The 23923-nt window shown below is 63.2% G+C and carries 27 protein-coding genes; 26 read left to right on the top strand and 1 reads right to left on the bottom strand.

The window, feature by feature from the left end; translation table 11 throughout:
• Window positions 1-115 precede the first annotated feature (115 nt).
• From PE061_RS10735 to PE061_RS10610, 26 genes are all read left to right on the top strand, one after another.
• Window positions 116-655 carry a hypothetical protein gene (locus PE061_RS10735; protein ID WP_271259072.1) on the top strand — a complete coding sequence of 180 codons (540 nt, stop codon included), beginning with the start codon at window positions 116-118 and terminating at the stop codon, window positions 653-655.
• Window positions 652-921 (top strand): DUF6378 domain-containing protein, encoded by a 270-nt coding sequence (locus PE061_RS10730; protein WP_271259071.1) that lies wholly within the window; start codon window positions 652-654, stop codon window positions 919-921. The genes PE061_RS10735 and PE061_RS10730 overlap by 4 nt, the downstream gene beginning before the upstream one ends.
• Window positions 905-1486 carry a hypothetical protein gene (locus PE061_RS10725; RefSeq protein ID WP_271259070.1) on the top strand — a complete coding sequence of 194 codons (582 nt, stop codon included), beginning with the start codon at window positions 905-907 and terminating at the stop codon, window positions 1484-1486. The genes PE061_RS10730 and PE061_RS10725 overlap by 17 nt, the downstream gene beginning before the upstream one ends.
• A 169-nt stretch (window positions 1487-1655) precedes the next feature.
• Window positions 1656-1922 carry an HNH endonuclease gene (locus PE061_RS10720; RefSeq protein WP_271259069.1) on the top strand — a complete coding sequence of 89 codons (267 nt, stop codon included), beginning with the start codon at window positions 1656-1658 and terminating at the stop codon, window positions 1920-1922.
• 96 nt (window positions 1923-2018) lie between these two features.
• A complete protein-coding gene (locus PE061_RS10715; RefSeq protein ID WP_271259068.1) occupies window positions 2019-3320 on the top strand; it encodes a site-specific DNA-methyltransferase in 1302 nt (433 codons plus the stop codon).
• A complete protein-coding gene (locus PE061_RS10710) occupies window positions 3268-3750 on the top strand; it encodes a phage terminase small subunit P27 family (protein ID WP_271259067.1) in 483 nt (160 codons plus the stop codon). Before PE061_RS10715 ends, PE061_RS10710 begins: the two co-directional genes overlap by 53 nt.
• On the top strand, window positions 3680-5533 hold the full coding sequence (locus PE061_RS10705; protein WP_271259066.1) for a terminase large subunit: 1854 nt from the start codon (window positions 3680-3682) through the stop codon (window positions 5531-5533). Before PE061_RS10710 ends, PE061_RS10705 begins: the two co-directional genes overlap by 71 nt.
• Window positions 5530-6771: a phage portal protein gene (locus PE061_RS10700; RefSeq protein WP_271259065.1), complete on the top strand. Its 1242-nt coding sequence runs from the start codon at window positions 5530-5532 to the stop codon at window positions 6769-6771. The genes PE061_RS10705 and PE061_RS10700 overlap by 4 nt, the downstream gene beginning before the upstream one ends.
• Complete coding sequence (locus tag PE061_RS10695; protein ID WP_271259064.1) at window positions 6768-7394, top strand: HK97 family phage prohead protease; 627 nt, start codon at window positions 6768-6770, stop codon at window positions 7392-7394. Before PE061_RS10700 ends, PE061_RS10695 begins: the two co-directional genes overlap by 4 nt.
• 26 nt (window positions 7395-7420) lie before the next feature.
• Window positions 7421-8650: a phage major capsid protein gene (locus PE061_RS10690; protein ID WP_271259063.1), complete on the top strand. Its 1230-nt coding sequence runs from the start codon at window positions 7421-7423 to the stop codon at window positions 8648-8650.
• Window positions 8651-8706: 56 nt separating this feature from the next.
• Entirely contained in the window at window positions 8707-8886 is a 180-nt protein-coding gene (locus PE061_RS10685; protein WP_271259062.1) for a hypothetical protein, read from the top strand.
• A complete protein-coding gene (locus PE061_RS10680) occupies window positions 8883-9419 on the top strand; it encodes a head-tail connector protein (RefSeq protein ID WP_271259061.1) in 537 nt (178 codons plus the stop codon). The genes PE061_RS10685 and PE061_RS10680 overlap by 4 nt, the downstream gene beginning before the upstream one ends.
• On the top strand, window positions 9410-9757 hold the full coding sequence (locus PE061_RS10675; protein WP_271259060.1) for a phage head closure protein: 348 nt from the start codon (window positions 9410-9412) through the stop codon (window positions 9755-9757). Before PE061_RS10680 ends, PE061_RS10675 begins: the two co-directional genes overlap by 10 nt.
• A complete protein-coding gene (locus PE061_RS10670; RefSeq protein ID WP_271259059.1) occupies window positions 9754-10317 on the top strand; it encodes an HK97-gp10 family putative phage morphogenesis protein in 564 nt (187 codons plus the stop codon). Before PE061_RS10675 ends, PE061_RS10670 begins: the two co-directional genes overlap by 4 nt.
• Window positions 10314-10718, top strand: coding sequence for a tail completion protein gp17 (gene gp17 / locus PE061_RS10665; RefSeq protein WP_271259058.1), 405 nt, complete (start codon window positions 10314-10316; stop codon window positions 10716-10718). Before PE061_RS10670 ends, gp17 begins: the two co-directional genes overlap by 4 nt.
• Window positions 10719-10746: 28 nt before the next feature.
• Window positions 10747-11208 carry a hypothetical protein gene (locus PE061_RS10660; protein WP_271259057.1) on the top strand — a complete coding sequence of 154 codons (462 nt, stop codon included), beginning with the start codon at window positions 10747-10749 and terminating at the stop codon, window positions 11206-11208.
• A gap of 27 nt (window positions 11209-11235) precedes the next feature.
• Window positions 11236-11652 carry a hypothetical protein gene (locus PE061_RS10655; protein ID WP_271259056.1) on the top strand — a complete coding sequence of 139 codons (417 nt, stop codon included), beginning with the start codon at window positions 11236-11238 and terminating at the stop codon, window positions 11650-11652.
• A 107-nt stretch (window positions 11653-11759) separates the two neighbouring features.
• The gene (locus tag PE061_RS10650) at window positions 11760-12101 is read left to right on the top strand and encodes a hypothetical protein (RefSeq protein WP_271259055.1); all 342 of its coding nucleotides are present in this window, start codon (window positions 11760-11762) and stop codon (window positions 12099-12101) included.
• A 4-nt stretch (window positions 12102-12105) separates the two neighbouring features.
• On the top strand, window positions 12106-16236 hold the full coding sequence (locus PE061_RS10645; RefSeq protein ID WP_271259054.1) for a phage tail length tape measure family protein: 4131 nt from the start codon (window positions 12106-12108) through the stop codon (window positions 16234-16236).
• Complete coding sequence (locus PE061_RS10640; protein WP_271259053.1) at window positions 16233-17126, top strand: hypothetical protein; 894 nt, start codon at window positions 16233-16235, stop codon at window positions 17124-17126. Before PE061_RS10645 ends, PE061_RS10640 begins: the two co-directional genes overlap by 4 nt.
• A 14-nt stretch (window positions 17127-17140) precedes the next feature.
• Window positions 17141-18241, top strand: a complete 1101-nt coding sequence (locus PE061_RS10635; RefSeq protein WP_271259052.1) for a hypothetical protein — start codon at window positions 17141-17143, stop codon at window positions 18239-18241.
• On the top strand, window positions 18241-19146 hold the full coding sequence (locus PE061_RS10630) for a hypothetical protein (protein ID WP_271259051.1): 906 nt from the start codon (window positions 18241-18243) through the stop codon (window positions 19144-19146). The genes PE061_RS10635 and PE061_RS10630 overlap by 1 nt, the downstream gene beginning before the upstream one ends.
• A 12-nt stretch (window positions 19147-19158) precedes the next feature.
• On the top strand, window positions 19159-19740 hold the full coding sequence (locus tag PE061_RS10625) for a hypothetical protein (RefSeq protein WP_271259050.1): 582 nt from the start codon (window positions 19159-19161) through the stop codon (window positions 19738-19740).
• Window positions 19740-19964, top strand: coding sequence for a hypothetical protein (locus tag PE061_RS10620; protein ID WP_271259049.1), 225 nt, complete (start codon window positions 19740-19742; stop codon window positions 19962-19964). The genes PE061_RS10625 and PE061_RS10620 overlap by 1 nt, the downstream gene beginning before the upstream one ends.
• A 17-nt stretch (window positions 19965-19981) precedes the next feature.
• A complete protein-coding gene (locus PE061_RS10615) occupies window positions 19982-20518 on the top strand; it encodes a TIGR02594 family protein (protein ID WP_271259048.1) in 537 nt (178 codons plus the stop codon).
• A gap of 65 nt (window positions 20519-20583) precedes the next feature.
• Window positions 20584-20778 carry a hypothetical protein gene (locus tag PE061_RS10610; protein WP_054434159.1) on the top strand — a complete coding sequence of 65 codons (195 nt, stop codon included), beginning with the start codon at window positions 20584-20586 and terminating at the stop codon, window positions 20776-20778.
• A 43-nt stretch (window positions 20779-20821) separates the two neighbouring features.
• Here PE061_RS10610 and PE061_RS10605 read toward each other — a convergent pair whose 3' ends face one another.
• Window positions 20822-23914 carry a type III restriction-modification system endonuclease gene (locus PE061_RS10605; protein ID WP_271259047.1) on the bottom strand — a complete coding sequence of 1031 codons (3093 nt, stop codon included), beginning with the start codon at window positions 23912-23914 and terminating at the stop codon, window positions 20822-20824.
• Window positions 23915-23923 lie beyond the last annotated feature (9 nt).

Here is a 23923-nt window from a genome sequence, read left to right as displayed (position 1 = left end):
GTGCGTCCACCTTCAGAATGGGAACCCGCGTGCCGTCGCACCACGGCAGCAACGCGCACCACCCTGATCCCGATCTTCCGCAAACATCATCCAGACCTTCCGAACGGAGACCATCATGGCTTCGAATACCCTCGCTTTGCCTTCAGGTATTGCACCCCCTGCAACAACTAAGGGATTGATCGCCCCGACCACCACCATGCTTGCGCTGGATCTGGGGACCACAACCGGTTGGGCGATGCGCCCGACAACCGGTCCGATCGTCAGTGGCACCCTCAGCCTCAAGCCTTCCCGCTATGACGGTGGCGGCATGCGGTTCGTCCGGTTTCGCAAATGGCTCGATCAACTGGATGTTGATGCCGGGCCAATTGCGACCGTCCATTTCGAGGAGGTCCGACGCCACCTCGGGACCGATGCCGCCCACATCTACGGCGGCTTGCTTGCAGTGCTCACTTCCTGGGGTGAGGAATTGGGAATTGCCTATCAGGGCGTTCCTGTCGGCACGATCAAGCGGTTCATCGCCGGCAAGGGCAATGCCGACAAGGCAGCCGTTATCGCGGCAGTTCGCGCCAAGGGCTTTGCCCCTGCCGATGACAACGAGGCTGATGCCATCGCCATCTTGCTCTGGGCCATTGAGACCCGTGGAGGCGTGAAATGAGCGCAGCCGGTTTCCTGAAGCGCGTGGCGCAGGTGCTCGAAGATCGCGGCGCTGCATACAGCGATCCGAAAACCCAGATGGAGGCGATTGCCCGGCGCTGGTCGATCACCCTGGGAACGCCCGTATCGGCGCAGCAGGTTGCGATGTGCATGATCGACCTGAAGCTGGCGCGGCTCGCCCATGATCCCAATTATGCTGACGGTCCGATCGATGTGATCGGCTATGCGGCGCTCATTCCGGAGATTATCCGTGGCCCGCGGTCGTAAGCGCAAGGCGGGCCGCCGCCATCCCTGCGGCAAGCTGGTCCCTGCCAGTGTGGGCGAGACCCAGCGTGAAGTCGTGGCAACTGTGCTCGAAGCCCGGCAGCGCCATTACGGCGTTACGGCCCGGCAGGCGAAGGACGACCGCTTGGGCACTGCGCTTGGCCGGGTCGCCTTTGCGGGCAAGATCACAGCAGACCAATATTCTGCAGGCGAGATGTACGGTGAAATCATGGCCCGCAACCGTGCGGTCATGGGCCTGCCCATGGATCAGCCGCGCTCTGTGACAGCCCTGCTCATCAACGAGGGTATCTTCGGTGGTAGCGCGCCTGATCATGACCCGGACCTGGTCGAGAAGGTTCGCCGCCGCGCTGCTGCTGCAATCATGATGCTGTGCACAGCCGACCACGATGCCCCCGGCACGATCGGTCGCAAGCCCAGCGCCCTTGTTCATGCCGTGGTGTGCCATGAAGCCGAAGCATCGAACTGGCCGGCAGCTGACATCATCAACCTTGGCCATGGTCTGGACGCCTTGTGTCGCCTGTTTCGTATTGGCAGCGACAGTTCGTGATCAGATTCACTTGCCCATCAAGTGAATTAACAAACTGAATGCATTGGGTTATTGTTGCATTTTACATTGACCAGACTTGCCCGATGCTGTAGACCTTCCGAAATAGAGGATTGAGAACTGCGCCCGGAGCCCACCAGCTTCCGGGCGTTGTTCGTTTCAGGCGTTGCGCATGGCTGAACGGCAACGGGGACGTCGGGCAGTAGCGCAGCGTCTGCGACGATTACGTGCCGAGCCGCTCTGCCGGGACTGCGCCGCCAGGGGCATCGTTCGGGAAGCCACGGTGCCCGACCACATCGTCCCGCTCACCAAGGGCGGCAGCGATGACGACAGCAACATCCGCTGCCTCTGCGCCGACTGTCACCGGGCCCGCACGGCCGAGCAGTTCGGGCTGCGCCGCACCGTCGGCACCGGCCCGGATGGATGGCCGTTCGGCTGAGCCCCCCGGGGGCGGGTCGAAAGTCTGGGGCCTCGGGAGGGGAAACCGCGCCTGGCCCAAACTTTTCACGACCGCGAGTTAGCGACCGGGGGTCACATGATGAATTGGCCGGCAGACAAGGTCGAGCGCAGGAGCGTCTCGGCCCTGGTGCCCTATGCCCGCAATGCCCGCACCCACAGCGAGGAACAGGTGGCCCAGATCGCCGCCTCGATCCGTGAGTGGGGATGGACGGTTCCGGTGCTCGTCGACGAAGATGGCGGCCTGATCGCTGGCCATGGACGGGTGCTTGCCGCGCGAAAGCTCGGCCTGACCGATATCCCCGTGATGGTCGCGGCTGGTTGGACCGAGGCTCAGAAGCGGGCCTATGTGCTGGCCGACAACAAGCTGGCGCTGAACGCTGGCTGGGATGCCGAGCTGCTCCGTGTCGAACTGACCGACTTGCAGGCATTCGATTTCGACCTTGGGCTCACCGGCTTTTCCGATGACGAACTGGCGGCGTTGACCGCCGACAAAGCCGATGGCCTGACCGACCCAGACGCAATTCCCGAGGCTCCCGCCGACCCGGTTGCGGTGCCCGGTGATGTCTGGATTCTTGGCAAACACCGGTTGGTTTGCGGCGACAGCACCGACGCCGACACTGTCGCCAAGGCTCTGAACGGGATCACCCCGCATCTTATGGTTACCGACCCTCCCTATGGTGTGGAATATGACCCTGCGTGGCGCGAACAGGCTGGCGTTGCAGCCAGCGGTTCCGCCAAGGGCAAGGTGCTGAATGACGATAACGCCGACTGGCGCGAGGCCTGGGCATTGTTCCCCGGCGACGTTGCCTATGTCTGGCATGCCGGGCTGTTTGCCGGTGTTGTCGGCGACAGTCTCGCGGCCTGCGACTTCCGCCTGCGTTCCCAGATCATCTGGGACAAGGGCCAGCTCGTTCTGTCCCGCGGTGATTATCACTGGGAGCATGAGCCCTGCTGGTATGCCGTCAAAAAGGGCGCCAAAGGCCACTGGGCCGGTGACCGGAAGCAGACCACGATCTGGCATATTCCCAAGCCCAAGAAGAACGAGACCGGCCACGGCACCCAGAAGCCCGTCGAATGCATGAAGCGCCCGATCGAGAACAATTCCAGCCCGGGTCAGGCCATCTACGAGCCATTCTCGGGGTCTGGCACCACCATTATCGCCGGCGAAATGACCGGTCGCTCGATCCATGCGATCGAGCTGAGCCCGGCTTATGTCGATGTTGCGATCAAGCGCTGGCAGGATTTCACCGGCGCAAGCGCCACCCTTGAAGGAGATGGCCGGGTATTTGAGGACATTGCAGCCGGGCGCATTCAGGAAATAAACGATGAAGCCCGGAACCAAACCCAAACCGACCCATCTGAAGCTGATCGAGGGTAACCGCGGCAAGCGCCCGCTCAACCGCAAAGAGGCCAGAACCATCCCGGCGCTGCCGGCACCGCCACCGCATCTGACCGCCGACGCATTGGAAGAATGGCACCGGGTCGCGCATTGGCTGCACCAGATCGGGCTCCTCTCCGAGGTCGATCGCGCCGCCCTTGCTGCATACGCCCAGTCCTATGGCCGCTGGGTCCAGGCAGAACGCGCCATCGCCAAGATGGCCGAGAAGGACCAGCTGACCGGCGGCCTGATGATCAAGACGTCCAACGGCAACGCCATCCAGAACCCGCTCGTCGGCACCGCCAACAAGGCCGCCGCGGACATGATGCGTTACGCCGCAGAATTCGGGATGACGCCCAGTGCCAGAAGCAGGATCTCAGCGGAAACGTCGTCGCAAGACGCCGATCCCGCCGACCGCTTCTTCGACTGATCGGACGAGTGATTACGCCCGGGCCGTCGTTGCCGGCGAGATTGTTGCAGGACCCCATGTCCGCAATGCCTGCCGCCGGCATATTGATGACCTCAAACGCACCGACGGCATCCGCTTTGATGTCGATGCCGCCACCCATGCCTTCGGCTTCTTCGAGGAGGTGCTCAAACTCTCCGAAGGCCAGTTTGAGGGCCAGCCATTCCGGCTCGAACTCAGCCAGGCCTTCATCATCGGTAGCCTGTTCGGCTGGAAACGCGCCGACGGTCGCCGCCGGTTCCGCCGCGCTTATATCGAACAGGGCAAAGGCAACGGCAAATCCCCGGTCGCCGGCGGCATCGGCCTGTTCGGCATGACCGCTGCCGGGGAAGCCGGCGCTCAGATCTATGCCGCAGCCGCCAAGCGCGAACAGGCCGGCATTCTGTTCGCGGACGCGGTGAAGATGGTCCGTCAGTCGCCAGCTCTGGCCCGGCGGCTGGAGTTTTCAGGCGGTCCTGGCCGCGAATTCAACATCGCGCACCATGGGTCAGGATCGTTTTTCCGGCCCGTGTCGCGTGATACTGGCAAGACCGGCTCGGGCCCGCGTCCTTATTTCGTGCTGGCGGATGAGATTCACGAACTGCCCGACCGCTCGATCATCGAGATGCTGGAGCGTGGCTTCAAGTTCCGCCGCGAACCGCTGCTGTTCATGATCACCAACTCGGGCTCGGATCGCAATTCGGTGGCGTGGGAAGAGCACGAACATGCGGTGAAGGTCGCCGCCGGCAACATCGATGCGCTGACCGACCCGACTTATCTGGGCAAGGTCCTCGACGACACGACATTCAGCTATGTCTGCGCGCTCGATGACGGCGATGACCCGCTCAACGACCCCAGTTGCTGGATCAAAGCTAATCCGCTGCTCGGCATCACGATTACGGAGGAATATCTCAGCGAGGTCGTGGCCCAGGCCCGGTCCATTCCGGGGCAGTTGAACGGCATCCTGCGGCTGCACTTCTGCGTCTGGACCGATGCCGAGACCGCCTGGATGACCCGGGCGACGCTGGAACCGCTGCTGGCGGATTTCGATCCGCAGACGGGCACGAAGGTCTGGCTCGGGCTCGACCTCAGCCAGAACCGCGACATTACCGCGCTCGCCGCCGTGCAGCGGACCGGCGAGAAGGACGGCAAGCCCTGCTTCGATGCGTGGGTCGAGGCCTGGACGCCCGGCGACACGCTTGCTGCGCGCACGCTGCGCGACAAGCAGCCCTATGACGTCTGGGTCGCCCAAGGATTTCTGCAGGCACCGCAGGGCGAGAACATCAATTTCCGGCACGTTGCCCAGGCACTGGCGGAATATGATCGCGATTACGACGTCCAGATGGTCGCCTACGACCGCTACGCCTTCCGGCGGCTGGAAGAGGATATTGCCGAGATCGGGCTTAATCTCGAGTTCGTCGAGCATCCGCAGGGCGGCACCAAGCGCGGCAAGCCCACCGATGCCATGAAACTGGCCGCCAAATCGCAGGACCGCGAGCCGCAGGGTCTGTGGATGCCGGGCTCGGTCCGCCAGCTCGAAGAGATGATGCTCGAGGGCCGGATCCGGCTCCGCCGCAATCCGGTGCTGGTCTCCGCGATCATGTCGGCGGTCATCGAGACCGACCGCTGGGACAATTATTGGCTCTCCAAGCAGCGGGCCCTGAACAAGATCGACGCAGCCGTCGCGCTGTGCATGGCGGTAGGAGCGGCAATGTCCAGTGACACCGGCGGCACAATCGACGACTGGCTGAAGAGCCTCGCCGCGTGAACCTCCTGCAAAAGGCGGTCGGCTATCTGGCCCGCTCGATCGGCCTCACGGATCCGTTCCTCTATCGGGAGATGGGCGCGCGGCCGAGCGCCAGCGGCGAGATCGTCAGCACCACCTCGGTCCTCGGGCTCGCTGCGGCCTGGGCCTGCGTCAATCTGCTGGCCGGCACGATCGCCTCGCTGCCGCTGATGGTCTACCGCACCAAAAATGGCGCGCGCACGGTGGCGGACGATCACCCGCTCTACCGGATTCTGCACGACAGCCCGAACGCCGACCAGACCGCGCTCGACTTCTGGGAGTTTATCTGTGCCAGCGTCGAGCTGCACGGCAATGCCTATGCCGAGGTGATCCGGGCCGGCAACGGCCGGGTCATTGCGCTCGGTGTCCCGGTCGCGCCCGAGCTGATGACGGTGCGCCGCCGTGATGATGGCGCGCTCGAATATGAATGGGTCGACCAGGGCATCCGCCACATCGTCGGCCAAGACAGGATCCTCCATATCCGGGGCTTTGGCGGCAATCCGCTGGGCGGTCTCTCGACGCTGAGCGCTGGGCGGCAGACATTCGGGCTGGCGCAGGCGATCGAGCGGGCCTCGGGTGACACGTTCCGCAATGGGGTGCGCCCGTCTGGCCTGCTGAAAACGGCCGACACGCTCAATATCGAGCAGCGTAAACAGGCCGAGGAACTGCTGCAGGAAAAGTTTGCTGGCGCGATCAATGCCGGGCGGCCGATGCTACTCGACCGGGGCATGGACTGGGTCCAGCTCTCGATCAGCCCGGAAGATGCCCAGATGCTGCAAAGCCGGTCCTTCTCTGTCGAGGAGGTCTGCCGGTTCTTCGGGGTGCCGCCGTTCATGGTCGGCCATACCGAGAAAACCACCAGCTGGGGCACCGGACTCGAGCAGCAGACGCTGGGGTTCCAGAAGTTCACGCTGCGCCGGCGCCTCAAACGCATTGAACAGGCGCTGGAAAAGCAGCTGCTGTCGGTTGCCGATCGGCTGGCCGGCATCACCATCGAATTCAACCTCGAAGGCCTGCTGCGCGGGGACAGTGCGGCGCGGGCGTCCTTCTACCAGCAGATGCTGACCAACGGCGTCATGACCATCAACGAGGTGCGCAGCCTCGAAAACCTGCCGCCGGTCGAGGGCGGCGATGTGCCCCGCATGCAGATGCAGAATGTCCCCATCACGCAGGCGGGACTGCCTGGCCCCGACGTCCCAATTCCCGGAGAACCGGTGTGAACGAACTGGATTTCACCCTCGACGCGAAGGCGCTCGACGATGACGGTCATATTGAGGGCCTGGCCGCCGGCTATGGCAATCTCGACCATGGCGGCGACGTGATCCTGCCCGGTGCGATTTCCCGGTCGATTGCTGGCCGCAAGTCGGTGCCGATGCTGATGTACCATGACCAGAAGCGCCCAGCCGGCGTCTGGACCGACTTTCAGGAAACCAGCGACGGCCTCCTCGTCAAAGGCCGCTTCTCCATGTCGACCACCACGGGGCGCGAAGCCCACGGCCTGGTCAAGGACGGCGCGATTGGCGGCCTGTCGATCGGCTACCGCGCGGTTCGGGACCGGATCGTCGGCAAGGCCCGCCATCTGATCGAGGTCGCGCTGCACGAGGTCAGCCTCGTCACCATTCCGATGAACGAGAAGGCGCTGATCACCAGTGTCAAATCGCTCATCGCGGCCGGCCAGATGCCGAGCCTCTCCCAATTTGAGGATTTCCTGCGCGAGGCAGGGTTCTCGAAAAGTCAGGCCACCGCAATTGCGGGCAAAGGCCTGGCGCCGCTGCTCCGGAGTGAGTCCGGCAGTGCCCCCGCTGATTTTATCGCAGCGCTCGCGGCGCATGTCCGCGCCTGAACTCACCTATATTCACGGAGCATCCCATGACTGAACCCAAGACCGCCGAGCAGCTTGCCGGCGAGGTAAAAGCCGCGTTCGACGCGCGCCACGACCAGGTCAAAGCCATTGCCGAAGAGGCGCTGGGCAAGGCCAAGACGGGCGAGGATCTGACCACGGCCACCAAGCAGCTGGCCGATGAAGCCCTTGTCGGCATGAATGAGGCCAAGGCCCGTCTCGACGAGCTCGAGCAGAAGATTGCCCGCAAGGGACCGGACGACCAGTCCCGCCACCAGTCGGTCGGCGAACAGGTGCTGGCCGCCGAGGAGATCAAATCCTTCCTCGAGTCCAAGGTCTCGCGCGGCCGCGCCAGTGTCGAGGTGAAGGCGATCATCTCCTCGCTCACGACCGATGCCGCAGGCTCGGCCGGCGATCTCATCGTGCCGGACCGGCTGCCCGGCATCATTGCACCGGGCCAGCGCCGCCTGACCGTTCGCGATCTGCTGACCCCGGGCCGCACCGCCAGCACCTCGGTCCAGTATGTGAAGGAAACCGGGTTCACCAATGCGGCGGCAACGGTGGCGGAAACCACCGGTGCGCTCAAACCCCAGTCCGACATCAAGTTCGATATCGCGACCAGCAGCGTCACCACCATCGCCCATTGGGTGCTGGCAACCCGGCAGATCCTCGACGATGCGCCGATGCTCCAGTCCTATATCGACGGGCGTCTGCGTTATGGTCTGGCGCTGGTTGAGGAGAACCAGCTGCTCAACGGCGGCGGCACTGGCACCGATCTGCATGGGATTTACACCCAGGCCAGCGCCTTCGCCGCGCCGATCACCATCCCGGCGACCGTCACCCGGATCGATGTGCTGCGTCTGGCCATGCTGCAGGCGGCGCTCGCCGAACTGCCGACCACGGGCGCGGTCATGCATCCGACCGACTGGGCCAGCATCGAACTGCTCAAGGAAACGAGCGGCGCTTATCTGATCGGCAATCCGCAGGGCACGCTGTCGCCGACGCTCTGGGGCATTCCCATCGTCACCACCCAGGCGATTGCGCAGGGCAACTTCCTGACCGGGGCCTTCCGGCTCGGCGCGCAGATCTTCGACCGCTGGGACGCCCGGGTCGAGATCTCGACCGAGGATGACCAGAACTTCCGCAAGAACCTGGTCACGATCCTTGCCGAAGAGCGTCTCGCGCTCGCGGTTTACCGGCCGGAAGCCTTCATCAAGGGTGGCTTTGCCGCCGCCATCACCGCCGCAACCGCACCGTAATCCGGATGGGGCCGGCTGATGGGTCGGCCCCGTTCTTCCATTTGGGAGACAGCACTATGCTGATGAAAGCCCTCGACACGCTGCACGTCAGCGCGGTCGGCCCTGATAATATCCACGCCGGCGAGATCTTCGAGATCGCCGACAATGACGGCGAAATCCTGCGTCAGCGCGGCCTTGCCGAGCCGGTGACGGAAACCCCGACACCCGCTGCGCAGCCCAAGACCCGCGCGAAATGATCACGACCGTCACCGCCCCGACCATGCGCGCGGTGACGCTGGAAGAGGCGCGCCAACAGCTGCGGCTTGATGCCAACGACGAGGACATGCTGCTGGCCGTCCACCTCGACGCGGCGCAGGCAGAACTTGAACGGGCCGCCGATCTGCGGCTTTGCCCGCAGACACTGGCCATGGTGTTCGAGGCATGGGCCGATGAAATCACCGTGCCGGTTCGGCCGGTTAGCGTCGCGGTCATCACCTGCACCGGCACGGACGGTACGTCCGTCACGTTGCCCGAAGCCGATTATGTTGCCCGTGCACGCTATGGATTCATGCGCATCCGGCCCGCTGCTGGCACATCATGGCCTGCGCTGGGGCCCGATGGCCAGATCACCATCACCCTGTTGGCGGGCTTTGCCGAGGGGGACCCTGATCTCGCCATCGCCCGGGCAGCCATCCTCGTGAAAACTGCGTCCCTCTTCGAAAACCGCGAGGGAGCGGCCTGTCTGGCGTTCGACACCCTCGTCAATCAGCTGGCCGCCAAATGGATCTAGCCTCGAAGCTCGACACCCGGATCCGGATCGAGCGCAAATCCGCCACCTCTGATCCCCTCTATGGGACGGAAACCATCACTTGGACCACGTTCGCCACCGTCTGGGCGGAAGTCCAGGACGTGCTGCCGAGCCGGGCCGAGCGTCTGGCCGACAGCATTATCATTGCCAACCGCCCCGCACGGATCCGCATGCGCCATCTCGCCGGGATCACCGCCGACATGCGGGTGATCATCGGAAACCGCGGCCTGCAGATCGTGTCGGGCCCTGCCGAGATCGGCCGCCGCGAAGGCATCGAACTCATTGTCGAACAGCACAGCAGCGAAGGAGCCACGCCATGACCATTCGGCTTAAGGGCGGTCCCGAACTGCTGCGCATGCTCGATGAACTGCCCAAAAACCTCGAACGCAACGTCATCCGCGGCGGCCTGCGCGCCGGTGCCAAGGTGATCCAGCAGCAGGCCAAGGCCAATGTGCCGGTGAAAACCGGCCAGCTCAAACGCGCGATCAGCATTGGTACCCGTACTAACGGCAGCAGGCTCAGCTCCTACGTCAAACTGCGCGGGTCCGGATCCTATCTTGGCCTGTTTATCGAATATGGCGTCGCGCCGCACCTGATCAGCGTGGCCGATGTCGATGTCCCGGTGCGCGACACCCGCCATGGCCTACGCAAGATCAGCATCGGCACGATCAACAAGATGGCAAAGCGCGGCAGCCTGAAGATCGGCGAGCACTTTGTCGGCCCCATGGTCATGCACCCGGGCCATGCTGCCAAACCCTTCCTGCGCCCGGCGCTCGACCAGAAAGCCGAGGAAGCCGTCAATGCCATGGGCGCCTACATCGCCCACCGGGTGCAGATCGGGAACCTGAAAGCCCCGACCCTCGAGGTCGATGACGAATGAACGGGGTGATTGCGGTTCGCGCGCTCCTGGTGGCTGACACCGGAGTGACGGCGCTTGTGCCTGCGATCCGGATTGTTGCCGGAGTCATCCCGCAGGGGTCTGCACTGCCGGCAATATCGCTCATGTCGGTCAGCAGCATCGATCGCAATATTCCCGCCCCGGGCTCGAAACGCCGGGTCACCGAGCGGGTGCAGGTCACGGTGCTGGCCGCCAGCTATCCGGCCGCCAAGGCCCTTATCCGTGCGGTCCGTGCGGCTGCGGCCGACCGCATGCCCGCAATTGGCGGACTGACCGACGTCACCGTCCACACCGATTCCGCCGGGCCTGATTTCCTCGACGAGGAGACCGGCATCCACATGCACAGCCAGGATTTTCGCGTTTCATTCAACGAGGCGCGTTGAGGCCTCACCTTCATAAGGAAACACTGCCATGACCGTTCGGACTTCTGCCGGCACCACCCTGGGCGTATCGGCCGGCTCGCCTGCAACCTTCGATGCCGTCGGCTATGCTGCGCTGACCATGACGCTTGTCGGCGAAGTCTCCGATCTCGGCGAGTTCGGCCGTGAATATAATCTGGTCACCTTCAACCCCGTCGGTAGCCGGGGCACGGTCAAGAAGAAGGGCAGCTTCAACCAGGGCAGCATGACCATCCAGCTCGGCCTCGATACCGACGATGCCGGCCAGATCCTGCTCAAATCCGCATCGACCTCGGACAGCGACCACAGCATCTGCGTCACCACCCAGAACGGCGATATATATTATTTTCAGGCGCAGGTGATGAGCTTCAAGGTCAATGTCGGCTCGGTCGACCAGATCACCACCGCCAGCGTCACGCTGGAGCTGACCACCAACTCTGCCGGTGTCGGCGTGGTCGAAGTGCTCGCCCCGTAATTCACCCTGCCATAATCGGAGATTTCTATGTTCGACATCACCACTTTGTCTGCCGCCGATACGTCCATCGTGGAGCTGGTCGGCGGCGACGATGCCCCGCTTTACGACGACAAGGGCCAGCGCCTCTCGATCACCGTCTACGGGCCGGGCACCAAGATCTATCAACGTGCGCAATCCCGGCAGCAGAACCTGCTGGTCGACAAGATCAAGAAGCGCGGCAAGATGGACCAGTCGGCCGAGGAGAAGCTCGCCGAACAGGCCGAATTCCTCGCCGCCTGCACGGTCAGCTTCAATGGCTTTACCTATCCGCCCGCCGAGGGCATCGGAGGCGCCGCGCTGTTCCGCAAGGCCTATGAGGATCCGGCGATCGGATTTATCGCGGCGCAGGTTTCGAACCACATCAATGACTGGGCAAATTTTACGAAGAGCTCAGGGCAGAGCTGAGCCTCTACGTCCGGCAACTGGCCTGGCTCGGCACCGCGCCCAAGCCCCGGCCAACCAGGCATTCCAAACGAGACCCCGATACTGAACCGCTGACCCGGCTGCAGCGCATGGGCGTGGACGGCATCGTTCCCGACATGCCGCTGATCCGGTGTCCGTGGATCATCGATACCCTCATGGAAATAGGCCCGTCCGAGGCCGGCGCCATGGGGCCAGTCCCGGTGTCATGGGCCACGATCGATCACTGGCAGCACTGTATCGGGATTGAGCTTCCGCCTTGGGCATGCCGGTTGATCCGCAGGCTTTCGGTCGAGTTCGTCGCCGAGGGACAGCGGGCACGGGAATCTGACTGCCCAGCGCCCTGGACCGACGTCACCGACGGCATCAACCGCACCACCATCTCCCGGAAAGTCAGCCAGGCCTTCCGGGCCCTGATCATGTCGAAGGAGTGAACCGATGAAAGCCGGGACCCTCGAAATCGAGATGATCACCAATGTCGCGCGTCTTCAGAAGGAGATGGCGGACATGAAACGGGCCGTCGGCGGCACGATGACCGATATCGTGGCGACCGCCGGCCGCGCGGACCGGGCACTGGCTTCGGTCGGGAGCGGCGGCATGACCCGGATGGGCGGGTCGGCCAAGCTTGCGGGTCACCATATCCAGAACCTCGTCTATCAGGTGAACGACGTGGTGGTGAGCCTTGCATCGGGCCAGAAGCCGATGACGGTGTTCATGCAGCAGGGCTCGCAGATCGGCCAGATCGCGATGCAGGCCGGCGTCGGCATTGGCGGCATGGCCCGGGCGCTGCTGGGTCTCGCGGCTAGTGCAGCAGCAGCCGCGCTCACCAATCCCTATCTGCTGGCTGCCGCAGCAGCGGCGGGGATCGCCTTTGGCGCGTTCAAGATGTTCCAGTCGAGCGTGAAGCAGTCGGGCGACCTCGACCGCTATGCCGCGAGCCTTGGCCTGACCGCCAAGGAGATGAAGAAGCTCGGGCCGGTCGGCATTACCGTGGGCGATGTGATGCGCGGGCTGTGGCGCACGATCAGCGATGGTCTCAATCTCGGCCCGGTATTCTCCATCCTGAAAGACTGGGGGGTCTGGGCCTTTCAGAAAATACTCGAGGTGGGCAAGATCAGTATCGCCGTGATCTATGCGGGCTGGGTCGGCGGGTTCAACGCGATCAAGATCGTCTGGCAGGCTCTCCCCGGCGTAATCGGCGAAGCCGCAGTCGGTGCCGCCAATCTCGCGATTCAGGGCATTGAATATCTCGCGAACAAGGCGGTTGCCGCGCTCAACTGGCTGGCGAGCTGGGTCAATCCGGTGCTCGACCGGGTCGGCCTCGCAACCATCAGCCAGATCGAGAACGTGGCCCTGCCGCGCATGGAAAACAGCTTTGCCGGGTCAACCGCGCGCATGGGCGCGTCGGTCCGCGCTGAATTCACCTCGGCGTTTGGCGATGCCATGACGATGATGGATGCCTTCTCGGCTCGCTGGCGCGAGAACAGCCTGGCGGGCGCGCGCGACCGGTTGGCCGCCAAGGCCGCTGAAATCAAAGCCGATCGCTCGGACAAGGCCGGTAAGGCATCCGCTGCCCATAAGGCCACGGAGGCTGAAAAAGCCCTCAAGGCGGCCCAGGAATTTGCCGCCAACCTCGCGCTGGAAACCGCCAGGATCGGCAAGACCCCGATCGAGATCAAACGGCTTGAGGTCGCCATGGCGGCGCTCAAAGCCCCAACCGACGCCAGCCGGATCGCGATCCTCGAAGCGGGTCAGGCATGGGAAGAGACAACCCGAGCTTTTGCCGCATCCGAGTTCATCCGCAGCACGGTTGCCCCGCTCGAGCTGCAAATTGCGCTGCTGGGCCAATCCGCCCGTGCCCAGGCACTGGCGACGCTGGAAGCCGAGCGCGAACAGATCGTGCTCGAGCGTGGCGCAGCAGCCTGGGAGCGTTATCGCGCGGCCCGGATACAGATGATCGCGCATGATCTGGGGCTGAAAGACCAGGAAGCCTATCTCGCCGGCCTTGATGAGATGGCCTCGCAAACCCAGACGGCGGCCCAGAATATGGCGGATGCGTTCGGCAGTGTTGGCGGCGCCATCGGCGGGGTCGCCGCTGAATTTGCGCGCTATGCCGCAGATCAGGCGAATGCCACCCAGCGTATTGCCGATGCCGAACGCGATTATGGCCGGGCATCCTTCCAATATGCTGCTGCCCGCACCGCGCAAGCTTCGGCCCAGATCAACCATTATGGCAATCTCGCCTCGGCGGCGAAAGGCTTCTTCAAGACCGGGTCCAAGGGATTTCAGGCGCTGGAAGCTGCAGAAAAAGCCTTCCGCGCCTATGAACTGGCGATCGCGATCAAGAATGCCGCGGTGAAGATTGGTCTGATCGGCGGCGTGACGGTCGCCAAGGTTGCCTCCGACACCACCATGGCGGCCTCCGATACGGCGCGCGCCGCTGTCGAGCAGGGCAACTCGATCATCACCACCGGCATCAAGGCGGTCGAGGCCGTGGTGAACGCGATCCGTTCGCTGCCGTTTCCGCTGAATATCGCCGCCGGCGCAGTGACCGCCGGCGTGATCGCATCGCTGGGGATCGCGATCGGCGGAGCCTTTGGCGGCGATGGCACCAAGCCAGCTGCTGCCAATGACGGGACCGGCACAATATTCGGCGACAGCGCAGCCAAGTCCGAGAGCATTGCCAAATCGATCGATCATCTGCGCGAGGTCGATACGCTGACCATGCGTTATTCCGCCGCCATGCTGGCATCGCTGCGCAGCATCGAAGCCAACATCGGCGGGCTCACCAACCTCATCATCCGCACCAATGGCGGCGAGGCCTCTGCTGCTGGCATCCAGCCCGGGTTCAAGCCGACCGGCGTTACCGGGATCCTTGGCAGCGCCATACAGGGAATGGGCTCGATCCTCGACAAGATTCCGGTGATCGGCGGGCTGCTTGGCGGTATCGTCGGCGCGGTCGGCAAGCTGATCGGATCGTTGTTCGGCACTAAGACCAGCATCACCGGCCAGGGCATTTATGGCGGCGCGCAGTCGCTCGGCGGAATCCTGGCCGGCGGTTTTCAGGGCCAGTATTACACCGACGTCCAGAAAAAGAAGAAATTCCTCGGGATTACGACCAGCACCCGCACCAGCACGCAATATTCCAATGCAAGCGCGGAACTCGAACGCCAGTTCTCCCTGATCTTCACCGGCTTCTACGATGCGATCTCGGCGGCGGCCGGCCCGCTGGGTCTGTCGCTGGGCGAGGTGCAGGCCCGGCTCGACAGCTTTGTCGTGAATATCGGCAAGATCGATCTGAAAGGCCTGACTGGCCAGCAGATCCAGGAGCAGCTGGCAGCGGTGTTCGGCGCGGCGGCCGACAATCTCGCCCGTTATGCCATTGGCGGACTCGAGCAGTTCCAGAAGATCGGCGAAGGCTATTTCGAGACGCTGATCCGCGTTGCCTCGAGCGTCGAAGCGCTCACCAGCGCGATGACCATGCTCGGGCGCTCCACCCATCTCACGATCGCCGGCGCCATGGATCTGGTCGATCTGTTCGGTTCGGTCAGTGACATGGTGTCGGCGACGGGGGAATATTTCTCGCTCTATTATACCAATGCGGAACAGGCTGCGGCCCGCACCGCCCAGATGAAGAAGGTGCTGACCAGCCTCGGCCTTGCGATGCCCGACAGCATTGCGGGATTCCGGGCGCTGGTCGAAGCGCAGGACCTCACCACCGAGGCCGGACGCGCAGCCTATGTCGCCCTGATCCAGCTTGCCCCGGCCTTTGCTGATCTGGTGGGCGCGGCGCAGGATGCAGCCAGTGCCGCTGCCATTGCTGATGAGCGTCTGTCGTTGCAGCGGCGCATGCTCGAATTGCAGGGCGATACGGCGACGCTGCGTGCGCTCGATCTGGCCCAGCTCGATGCCAGCAATCGCGCGCTGCAACAGCAGGTCTGGGCGCTGGAAGATCAGCAAAAGGCGGCCGAAGACGCCGCCAATGCCGCCGAGAAACTGCGGTCGGCCTGGGCTCAGATCACCGACGGACTGATCGCCGAGATCAAGCGCATCCGCGGTGTCATGGGCACTGAACCCCAAAGCTACGCAAGGGCGCTGGCCGAGTTCAACAATGCCTCGATGCTGGCACGGGCCGGTGATCAGGACGCTGGCAAAGCGTTACCGGGACTGAGCCAGGCGCTGTTGTCGGTGGCTGCGAATACGGCCAGGTCCGGCGAAGATCTGGCGCGGCTGCAGGGACTGACGGCCGCCAGCCTGGAGCAGACGCTGACGATCATCAACCAGGCTGCTGGTGCCAACGGCGTAATCGATCCAGCGGCCACCAGCACGGTGCCGGGTTGGTGGGATCAGTTTGCCGCCAACCAGAATGCGGGCGCGTCACCGGCCGCCAATGACGGCCAGAGCGCGCTGCTCGATGAACTGCAGGCGCTGCGGCAGGAAGTCTCGGATCTTCGGGACGAACAGCGCATCGCCGCGGCCACGATCGCGTCGGGCACGAGCAAAACCGCGCGCATCCTCGAGCGGGTCAGCCCCGATGGCGATGCCCTTGCCGTGCGGAGTGCCGCATGAAACTGATCCGCCCGCTCACCATCAGTGATGCCATGTTGGTGAGCAGCAGTATCGCCGAGACCGACCATCCCGCCTGGAATGCCGGTACCGCCTATGGGACCGGCAACCGGGTGATCCTTGCTGCAACCCACCGGCGCTATGAGGCGCTGGCCGCGTCCACCGGGGTCAATCCGGCCAGCGATCCGACCAAATGGCTCGATCTGGGACCCACCAACCGCTGGGCCATGTTCGACGACCGCGTCGGCACCGTTGCCACCCGCACGGGATCGCTGTCGGTTGTGCTTGCCACCGGGCCGATCGATGCCCTCGCGCTGATCGACACCGATGCCGAAAGCGCGACCGTCACGCTGACCGCCGGTGGCATCACCCGCTACACCCGCACCCAGAGCTTCAACCTCGGCGGCAAGGCCATCGACAACTGGTTCTCCTGGTTCTTCGAGACGATCGGCCGGCGTTCCAGCCTGCTGTTCCTCGACGTGCCGGTCTATGACGGCAGCGAGGTCACGGTCACCATGACCCGCGACGATCCGGGCGATACGCTCGCCTGCGGCACGCTGATCGCCGGGCGGCAGTTTGCGATCGGCGAGACCGAGCACGGCGCCGACATCGGCATCATCGATTATTCCCGCAAGGAGACCGACCAGTTCGGCGTCAATTCGGTGGTCCAGCGTGCTTTTGCCAAGCGCATGACCGCCCGGGTCGTCATGCAGACCGATGCCGTCGATGATGTCCTGCGCAACCTTGCGGCGTTGCGCGCCACCCCGGTCCTGTGGATCGGGTCCGAGACCTTCGAAAGCCTGACCGTCTTCGGCTTCTACAAGGAGTTCTCGATCGACCTTGCTTATCCCACCGTCAGCTATTGCAGCCTCACGATTGAGGGCCTGACCTAAAATCGGAGCATTTCATGCCGATCACAGCTTTGCCGACGCCGCCGTCCCGGACGGATGCGGCGAACTTCAACACGCGCGCAGAATCCTTCCTGAGCGCGCTGCCGACCTTCGTCACCCAGGCCAATGCCCTGGCGAGCGAGGCCAATGGCTACGCGGCGAACGCCGCAACCAGCGCTGCAACCGCGGTCAATGCGCCGGGCACCAGTGCGACCAGCACGACCAGTCTTGCCGTCGGCACCGGCTCGAAGTCGCTGACGATCCAGACGGGCAAGGCCCTGGTGGTCGGCCAGTGGGTGACGATTACCAGCACGGCCACGCCCGCCAACTGGATGCACGGCCAGATCACCGCCTATACCAGCGGCACCGGCGCGCTGGTCGTCAATGTCGGCATGACTGCCGGCAGCGGCACGATCGCAGCCTGGACCGTCGGACTTGCCGCCCCGTCGCAGGGCACCAATGCGCTGCTGGCGACCGGCAGCTACGCCGATCCCGCCTGGCTGACGTCGCTGTCGGCCGCCAAGCTCGCCGGAACGGTATCTGTCGCCAATGGCGGCACGGGTGCAACGACGGCTGCGGCGGCCCGCACCAGTCTCGGTCTTGTCATCGGCACCAACGTCCAGGCCTATAATGCCGCGCTGACCTCCTGGTCGGGCAAGACCGTGCCCGCTGGTGTTGTGGTCGGCACCACCGACAGCCAGACGCTCTCGGGCAAGACGCTGACCAGCCCGGCGATTAACGGCGGCGCCCTCAATGCCGCCTCGACCGTCAGCGACAGTGGCACCATCGCCACCGGCAGCGTGGGATTCCGCGGCGTGCCGCAGAACAGCAAGACTGCGGGCTACACGCTGGCACTGACCGATATCGGCAAGCATATCAGCATCACCACCGGCGGCATTGTCATCCCGGCCAATGGCGCGGTGGCGTTCCCGATCGGCGCGACCATCGTCCTCTACAATGCTGGTGCCTCTTCGCAGAGCATCACAATCACCACCGATACGCTGCGCCAGGCCGGTACCGCCAATACCGGCGCCCGCACGCTCGACGGCTATGGCCTCGCAACGCTGGTCAAGGTCGCGGCCACCACCTGGGTGATCACGGGGGCGGGGCTCAGCTGATGGCGGGCGTGCTCATGACGCTGCTGGGGGCCGGCAGCGGCGGTCAGCAGATTTCCCTGCCGATGGGCTATTATAGCTGGGCCGATAAATACAGCGCGGGCGAGCAATATGGCGCCGACAGCGGCAGCTTTGCGATACTCAGTGGGAACTTCACGCCAGCCACCTGGCGGGGCCGAACCCTGCGGACGATCATGCACAGCTACGACTATTATGGCGCGGTCTCGCGCACGTGGGTCGGTCTCGAGGGCTATGGCGCGAGCCCCGTTCCGACGGTCTTGCGGATCAACGGCACGATCTTTGTTCTCAGCCCGGGGGCGCTCAGCTGGGGAACCATAATCACCGGGATCACGTTCAGCCCGTCGCCGACCAACAACATCAACTGGACCGCGCATGGTCTGGTCGTCGGCGATGCGGTCCAGTTCTACTGCACCGGCGGCATGCCGAGCGGAATCACGACGAACACCATCTACTTCGTGCAAACGGTGGTCAGCGCCAATGCGTTCAGGATTACCGCGAGCCCGGGCGGCAGCATGCTCTCGTTCACCGGTTCAGGCTCGGGCACCCGCTATGGCTACAAGGGGCCCATCACCGCCTATGAGGCCAGCGGAGCGCTCTCGGGCAATGTGTTCGGCGCCATGTTGCCGCGCACCGCGACGATCAGCATCGCCAATCCGGCCGTGGTGACGGCGACCGGTCACGGGCTCGCCAATGGCACCCGGGTGCAGCTCATCACCAGCGGGGTGTTGCCGTCCGGCTTGGCCGTCAACACCACCTATTACGTCATCAACGCCATCACCAACGCCTTCAATCTCGCCGCCACGTCCGGCGGCGCCGCGATCGTCACCTCGGGCGGACAGTCCGGCACGCATACGCTGCGTGAGGTTGTGACGGTCACGGTCAGCTGAGGGGAAAACATCATGCAGGCAGATCACCGACCCACGGTCACCGACGAGGTGATCGCCATCAACGACGACTTCGAGGTGAACTACGGGGTGTTCAAAAACGACTTCACCTTCCGCCGGGCGGCGAACTCCTGGCGGCTGTGGCCGATGCTCGAGTTCGTGCCGCCAAAGCTCAATCCCACCATCGCGGAAATGGTCGATGCCGGTGTCGAATGGACCCTGTGCGAGCATGTCTCAGTCGCCATCAACGGGTGGGCCGATTATGTGTTCGAAGGTCCCGATGGGCCGATCACGCAAGCGTGGACGCCCGGATGCCACAATGTCGAGAATGGCGGCGGTTATCTGCCGGCCGGCGAATTTATCCGGACCTTCCATGATGATTTCACGCTGTGCTGCGTGGTGCAGAAGTTCCGGCGGACGCCCGGCGTGCAGTACCACTTCGCGGTGCTGATCGGGCCGGCCGTGCTTGAGCGTGATGCGCTGTTTTCCCACTACGCCACAGGTGTGCGGCAGAAGCAGACAGACTTCGACTTGCCGGCCGGGCACGCCCTCGATGCGGCCCCGGGCGACATCGCCATCATCGGGGGGCTGCGCTGATGGCAGACATTCCTGATCGCGATTCCGCCGTCGAGATTGCTCTGATCCGGGCTGATCTCGAGGCCATGCAGGAGGACCTGAAAGCCGTCCGCAAGGAGCTGAAGGACCTGCTCGAGGCCTGGAACACCGCGACCGGCATGGTCCGGTTCGTCAAGTGGCTGTCGACCTTCGCGACGGCGCTCGCCGTCCTCTACGCTACCGTCAAAGGCCTGTCCGGCCGCTAACTTCCCGGGAGACATCCATGAAACCGCTGCCACCGGCCTACGGCTGGATCGACGACATGCGTCCGCTGCCCAGGATGCTGGAGGAGGCCCGCAAGCTCTACGGTACCTTCGAGGTTGCCGGGCCCGCCGACAATCCCGTGATCCTCGGCTGGGCAAAGGAGACTGGCCTCGCCAAGGTCTACAATGACGATAGCATTCCGTGGTGTGGGCTGTTCATGGCCGTGGTCGCCAAGCGCGCCGGCAAGCCGGTCGTGGAAGGCCCGCTCTGGGCGCGCAACTGGGCGAAGTTCGGGAAACTCGCTGATCAGGCCCAACTTGGCGACATCCTGGTGTTCCGCCGCGCGCAGGGATCCGGCCATGTCGGGCTCTATGTTGGCGAGGATTATGGCGCGTTCCATGTCCTAGGCGGCAACCAGTCTGACGGCGTGACCATCACCCGGATCGCCCGGGACCGCTGCATCGCCATTCGCCGACCGGCCTATCGCAAGGCGCCTGCAAGCGCGAAGCCGGTCCAGCTCGCGGCCAACGGCGTGCTGTCGACCAACGAGGCCTGATCGGCCGACATCATCACCAACCCGTCCGCCCGCAATCCCTGCGGGCTTTTTTGTGGAGAAACGACATGGAAGATCTGAAACCCTGGTGGGCGTCCAAGGCCATCTGGACCGGCGTCATCGGCAGCCTGTGGGGCGTCGCCGCAGCGCTTGGTATCCTGCCCGAAGGGCTGACTCAGGCGGACGTCCTGACCGTCGTACTCGCGCTGACCGGTATCGGCAGCGTGGTGTTCCGGAAGACCGCGAAGGCGCGGATCGGCTGAACGTGGATCTGGCGGCGATATGTTCGTCGCCAGATCCCTCGGCTCAATTTACGCCAACGATCTCCATCAGCTTTCCATAATCCGTGACCACATCGTATTTGACGCGGTCCTCGGTGATCTGTTCGCTGATTTCATCAAAGAATTTCCGGGCACACTCGATTTTCGTCCTCTCGATCTCTCTCAGCTTCATCGAGGACATCGTGCCTTTGGTTTCGGCCACGAAATAGATGTGCCGCACGCTGCCAGCCTTGAACGATATCGCCCAGTCCGGGTTGTAATCCCCGACAGGGGTCGGGATCAGGAAGCCCCGCGGCAGCTTGGCGTACACGACGACCTCGCTGCTCGTGTCCAGCTCTTTGACGAATTCTCTTTCGACATCCGAATCCGTGATTGCGTAGTCATAGACATGGTTCTTGAGCTTCGCCGAGGCGCGAGAGAAGTCCTGCCCGGTCTGGTTGGCAGTGAAAATGTCGACGTCGTAACGCTCCTCGACTTCGTCGTAGGCCAAGCGCTCGATGACCATCGCAGCCTTCTGCTCGGCGATGATCCGCGAGGCCTCGGAAATGAAGTGTTCAGGGTTCATCTTGAACTGCCCGAATACTGCATGCTCGATCTGGCCAAGGATAGTTGCAGCCGTATCTCGAGTCAGCTGCGCGCTTTCGGCAACCTTTCCGACAAGGTCATATTTCACCAGTGAATGGATAGAGCCTCCCTGTTCGGTAGTTGTGGTCGTAACCGTAAAGCCATCGCCGGTGCGGAGCTGGTCGTCGGTCAGGCCGTCGTTCTGTCTGCCTTCCTGAATCGTGTATTGCAGCGGCGTAACGCGCAGTTGGCTGTTCAGCGCACTGACGCACTTCCTGACCAGTTCCGAAGAATCGAACTCGACACGGTACACCGCCTTGCGATTGATCCGCGTCCACAATTCCTGGAACTCCTTCTTATCGAAGTTCGCATTGAGCGGATTGGTCTTGGGCTTGCGGCCATCACCCACCTTGGGCAACTGCGCGTCGCTGAACACGCTGTCGATCAGCTGGAACACCTGGTCCGCATAGGGTTTTAGCTCATCGGGCAATTCCGCCAGGGCACCGGAGGCTTTTGCTTCGTGGTAGGAGCCTGCAATCTGATCCGCGTCGTCGGTGTAGTCGTTTTTCACCAGATAGCGGTAGATTTGCTTCGCCATCGAACCGGTCACCTCAACTGGGCCTTGCTCGGTGGTGATCGTCTTGCCGGTGAAATAGGCTTCAGTTGCCTGACGGGGACGCGAAGAGAGGGTCTCTGCAATTTCCCTCTGAAGGCCTGTCACGAAGTCCTTGTAGCTCTCGCTCGCGACCACGGTCAGCACGTTGATATCGTGCACCACCGCCGGGTGATCCATGCGGTCGCCGTGCTGGTCGACGCTAAGCCGTAGTCCTCGACCCACCTCCTGACGGCGCGAAATGGTGTTGTCGCTATGCTTCAGCATGCACATGACGAAGACGTTCGGGTTGTCCCACCCTTCGCGCAGCGCCGAGTGCGAGAAAATGAACCGGGTGGGTTCGGCGAAGGAAAGTAGGCGCTCTTTGTCCTTCAGAATCAGGTCGTAGGCGTCCACGTCGTCGGAATCGACCGAGCGGGCCCCAACGGATGGATCCTTCAGACGGTTCGTCTTCTTGTCGATCGCGAAATAGCCATTGTGGGTCTTGGCCCGGTCTATGCCAGCAAGGTACTTCCGATACGCCTCGTTATCGATGGCGAGCTCCGCCAGATACTCGGCCTTCAGTAATTCGTACTCTTCCTCGAAGACCCGGGCATATTCGCCCTTCTCATCGGCCTGGTCGTAGTCCCGGTACTTAACCACTTCGTCGATGAAGAACAGCGACAGGACCTTGATGCCCTGTGCAAATAGCTGCTTTTCCTTGTCGAAATGCGCCTTGATCGTCTCGCGGATCTGGATGCGACGGATGTCGCGCTCAGACACATCGCCGTTGGCTTCGCCTGCATTCAGCACGATGCCGTTGGTGAACTCGACCGTGTCGGTGTTGTAATCAATCTGGCTGATCGTGAACCCGCGATACTGGTCGAGCTCGCCTGACTCCACGAACAAGTCGTCACGGAATTCCAGTCGCCGAATCTGGCGTTTGATCTCGCCGGACTTCAGCTTCACCTCGATCTCTATCCTGGCTACCGGGGCCTTCTTCGAGATGTCGATCCCTTCGAGATAGAGGTAGGCGTTGGTGCCGGCCAATCCGCGGGTCTGGATGCCGCGCACGGCGATTTTTTTCACCAGCTTCTGGTCGTAGGCATCCAGCGCATCAAGGCGATGGATGCGGTTGTGCTGGGTTTTATGCGTGGCCGAATAGCGCAAGATCATCAGCGGCTTGAACTTCGGCAACGCTTCCATCGTTGCCGCGCCTTCCATCTTCTGAGGCTCGTCCAAGATCAGGATCGGCCGGTTGGACGCGATGACGTCGATGGGTTTGCGCGACTGGAAGTCGTCCAACTCTTCATAGATGCGGCGGTTGTCCGCGCCGCGCGCGGCAAACGCCTGGATGTTAATCACCATGACATTGATGCCGGCATCGGACGAGAAGCTCTCCAACTCATGCAGGCGCTTGGAGTTGTAGATAAAGAACCGCGCCTTCTTGCCGTAGCTTTCGGTGAAATGGTCCGCCGTGATCTGCAGGGATTTGTAAACGCCTTCACGGATGGCGATCGAGGGCACCATGATGATGAACTTCGACCAGCCGTATCGCTTGTTCATCTCAAAAATGGTCTTGATGTAGCAATAGGTCTTGCCGGTGCCGGTTTCCATCTCGACATCGAGGTGAACGCGGGTCGCGGCCAGAGCATCACGGCGATAGGTCGCCGGTGCGGCGACGCGCTGATTGTTCCGGTCAAGCACCATGAACTCGTCCAGCCGCTGCGCGACGGGGAGGTTTTGGCGGCGTTGCACCGTCTGGATGTTTTCGAGGATCTGGGCTTCGCTCAGCGCAAAATCGGCGTTCTTGAACCCTTCCTCGAAAGCGGCAGCCTGTGCCTTCTGGCCAGGGTCGATGCGGTAGGTCAGACCATCGACCTTCGGTTGACCAGCGAAACAATCCACCACCGCTTCAACAGCATTGGTCTGATAGGGCTGGACCTTGAATTTCAGCTTCATGGGTGCAGC

This window comes from Sphingosinicella microcystinivorans, from assembly GCF_027941835.1.
In the GTDB taxonomy this organism is placed as follows: Bacteria; Pseudomonadota; Alphaproteobacteria; order Sphingomonadales; family Sphingomonadaceae; genus Sphingosinicella.
Note: the sequence above shows the minus strand (reverse complement) of the source record. Positions and strands in the feature narration are given on the sequence as shown.

Bases quoted from the DNA above. Each gene is read 5' to 3' on its own strand.
- PE061_RS10735 (WP_271259072.1), top strand. From the start codon at position 116: ATGGCTTCGAATACCCTCGCTTTGCCTTCAGGTATTGCACCCCCTGCA.
- PE061_RS10730 (WP_271259071.1), top strand. From the start codon at position 652: ATGAGCGCAGCCGGTTTCCTGAAGCGCGTGGCGCAGGTGCTCGAAGAT.
- PE061_RS10720 (WP_271259069.1), top strand. From the start codon at position 1,656: ATGGCTGAACGGCAACGGGGACGTCGGGCAGTAGCGCAGCGTCTGCGA.
- PE061_RS10715 (WP_271259068.1), top strand. From the start codon at position 2,019: ATGATGAATTGGCCGGCAGACAAGGTCGAGCGCAGGAGCGTCTCGGCC.
- PE061_RS10710 (WP_271259067.1), top strand. From the start codon at position 3,268: ATGAAGCCCGGAACCAAACCCAAACCGACCCATCTGAAGCTGATCGAG.
- PE061_RS10690 (WP_271259063.1), top strand. From the start codon at position 7,421: ATGACTGAACCCAAGACCGCCGAGCAGCTTGCCGGCGAGGTAAAAGCC.
- PE061_RS10685 (WP_271259062.1), top strand. From the start codon at position 8,707: ATGCTGATGAAAGCCCTCGACACGCTGCACGTCAGCGCGGTCGGCCCT.
- PE061_RS10680 (WP_271259061.1), top strand. From the start codon at position 8,883: ATGATCACGACCGTCACCGCCCCGACCATGCGCGCGGTGACGCTGGAA.
- PE061_RS10675 (WP_271259060.1), top strand. From the start codon at position 9,410: ATGGATCTAGCCTCGAAGCTCGACACCCGGATCCGGATCGAGCGCAAA.
- PE061_RS10670 (WP_271259059.1), top strand. From the start codon at position 9,754: ATGACCATTCGGCTTAAGGGCGGTCCCGAACTGCTGCGCATGCTCGAT.
- gp17 (WP_271259058.1), top strand. From the start codon at position 10,314: ATGAACGGGGTGATTGCGGTTCGCGCGCTCCTGGTGGCTGACACCGGA.
- PE061_RS10660 (WP_271259057.1), top strand. From the start codon at position 10,747: ATGACCGTTCGGACTTCTGCCGGCACCACCCTGGGCGTATCGGCCGGC.
- PE061_RS10655 (WP_271259056.1), top strand. From the start codon at position 11,236: ATGTTCGACATCACCACTTTGTCTGCCGCCGATACGTCCATCGTGGAG.
- PE061_RS10650 (WP_271259055.1), top strand. From the start codon at position 11,760: ATGGGCGTGGACGGCATCGTTCCCGACATGCCGCTGATCCGGTGTCCG.
- PE061_RS10645 (WP_271259054.1), top strand. From the start codon at position 12,106: ATGAAAGCCGGGACCCTCGAAATCGAGATGATCACCAATGTCGCGCGT.
- PE061_RS10640 (WP_271259053.1), top strand. From the start codon at position 16,233: ATGAAACTGATCCGCCCGCTCACCATCAGTGATGCCATGTTGGTGAGC.
- PE061_RS10635 (WP_271259052.1), top strand. From the start codon at position 17,141: ATGCCGATCACAGCTTTGCCGACGCCGCCGTCCCGGACGGATGCGGCG.
- PE061_RS10630 (WP_271259051.1), top strand. From the start codon at position 18,241: ATGGCGGGCGTGCTCATGACGCTGCTGGGGGCCGGCAGCGGCGGTCAG.
- PE061_RS10625 (WP_271259050.1), top strand. From the start codon at position 19,159: ATGCAGGCAGATCACCGACCCACGGTCACCGACGAGGTGATCGCCATC.
- PE061_RS10620 (WP_271259049.1), top strand. From the start codon at position 19,740: ATGGCAGACATTCCTGATCGCGATTCCGCCGTCGAGATTGCTCTGATC.
- PE061_RS10615 (WP_271259048.1), top strand. From the start codon at position 19,982: ATGAAACCGCTGCCACCGGCCTACGGCTGGATCGACGACATGCGTCCG.
- PE061_RS10610 (WP_054434159.1), top strand. From the start codon at position 20,584: ATGGAAGATCTGAAACCCTGGTGGGCGTCCAAGGCCATCTGGACCGGC.
- PE061_RS10605 (WP_271259047.1), bottom strand. From the start codon at position 23,914: ATGAAGCTGAAATTCAAGGTCCAGCCCTATCAGACCAATGCTGTTGAA.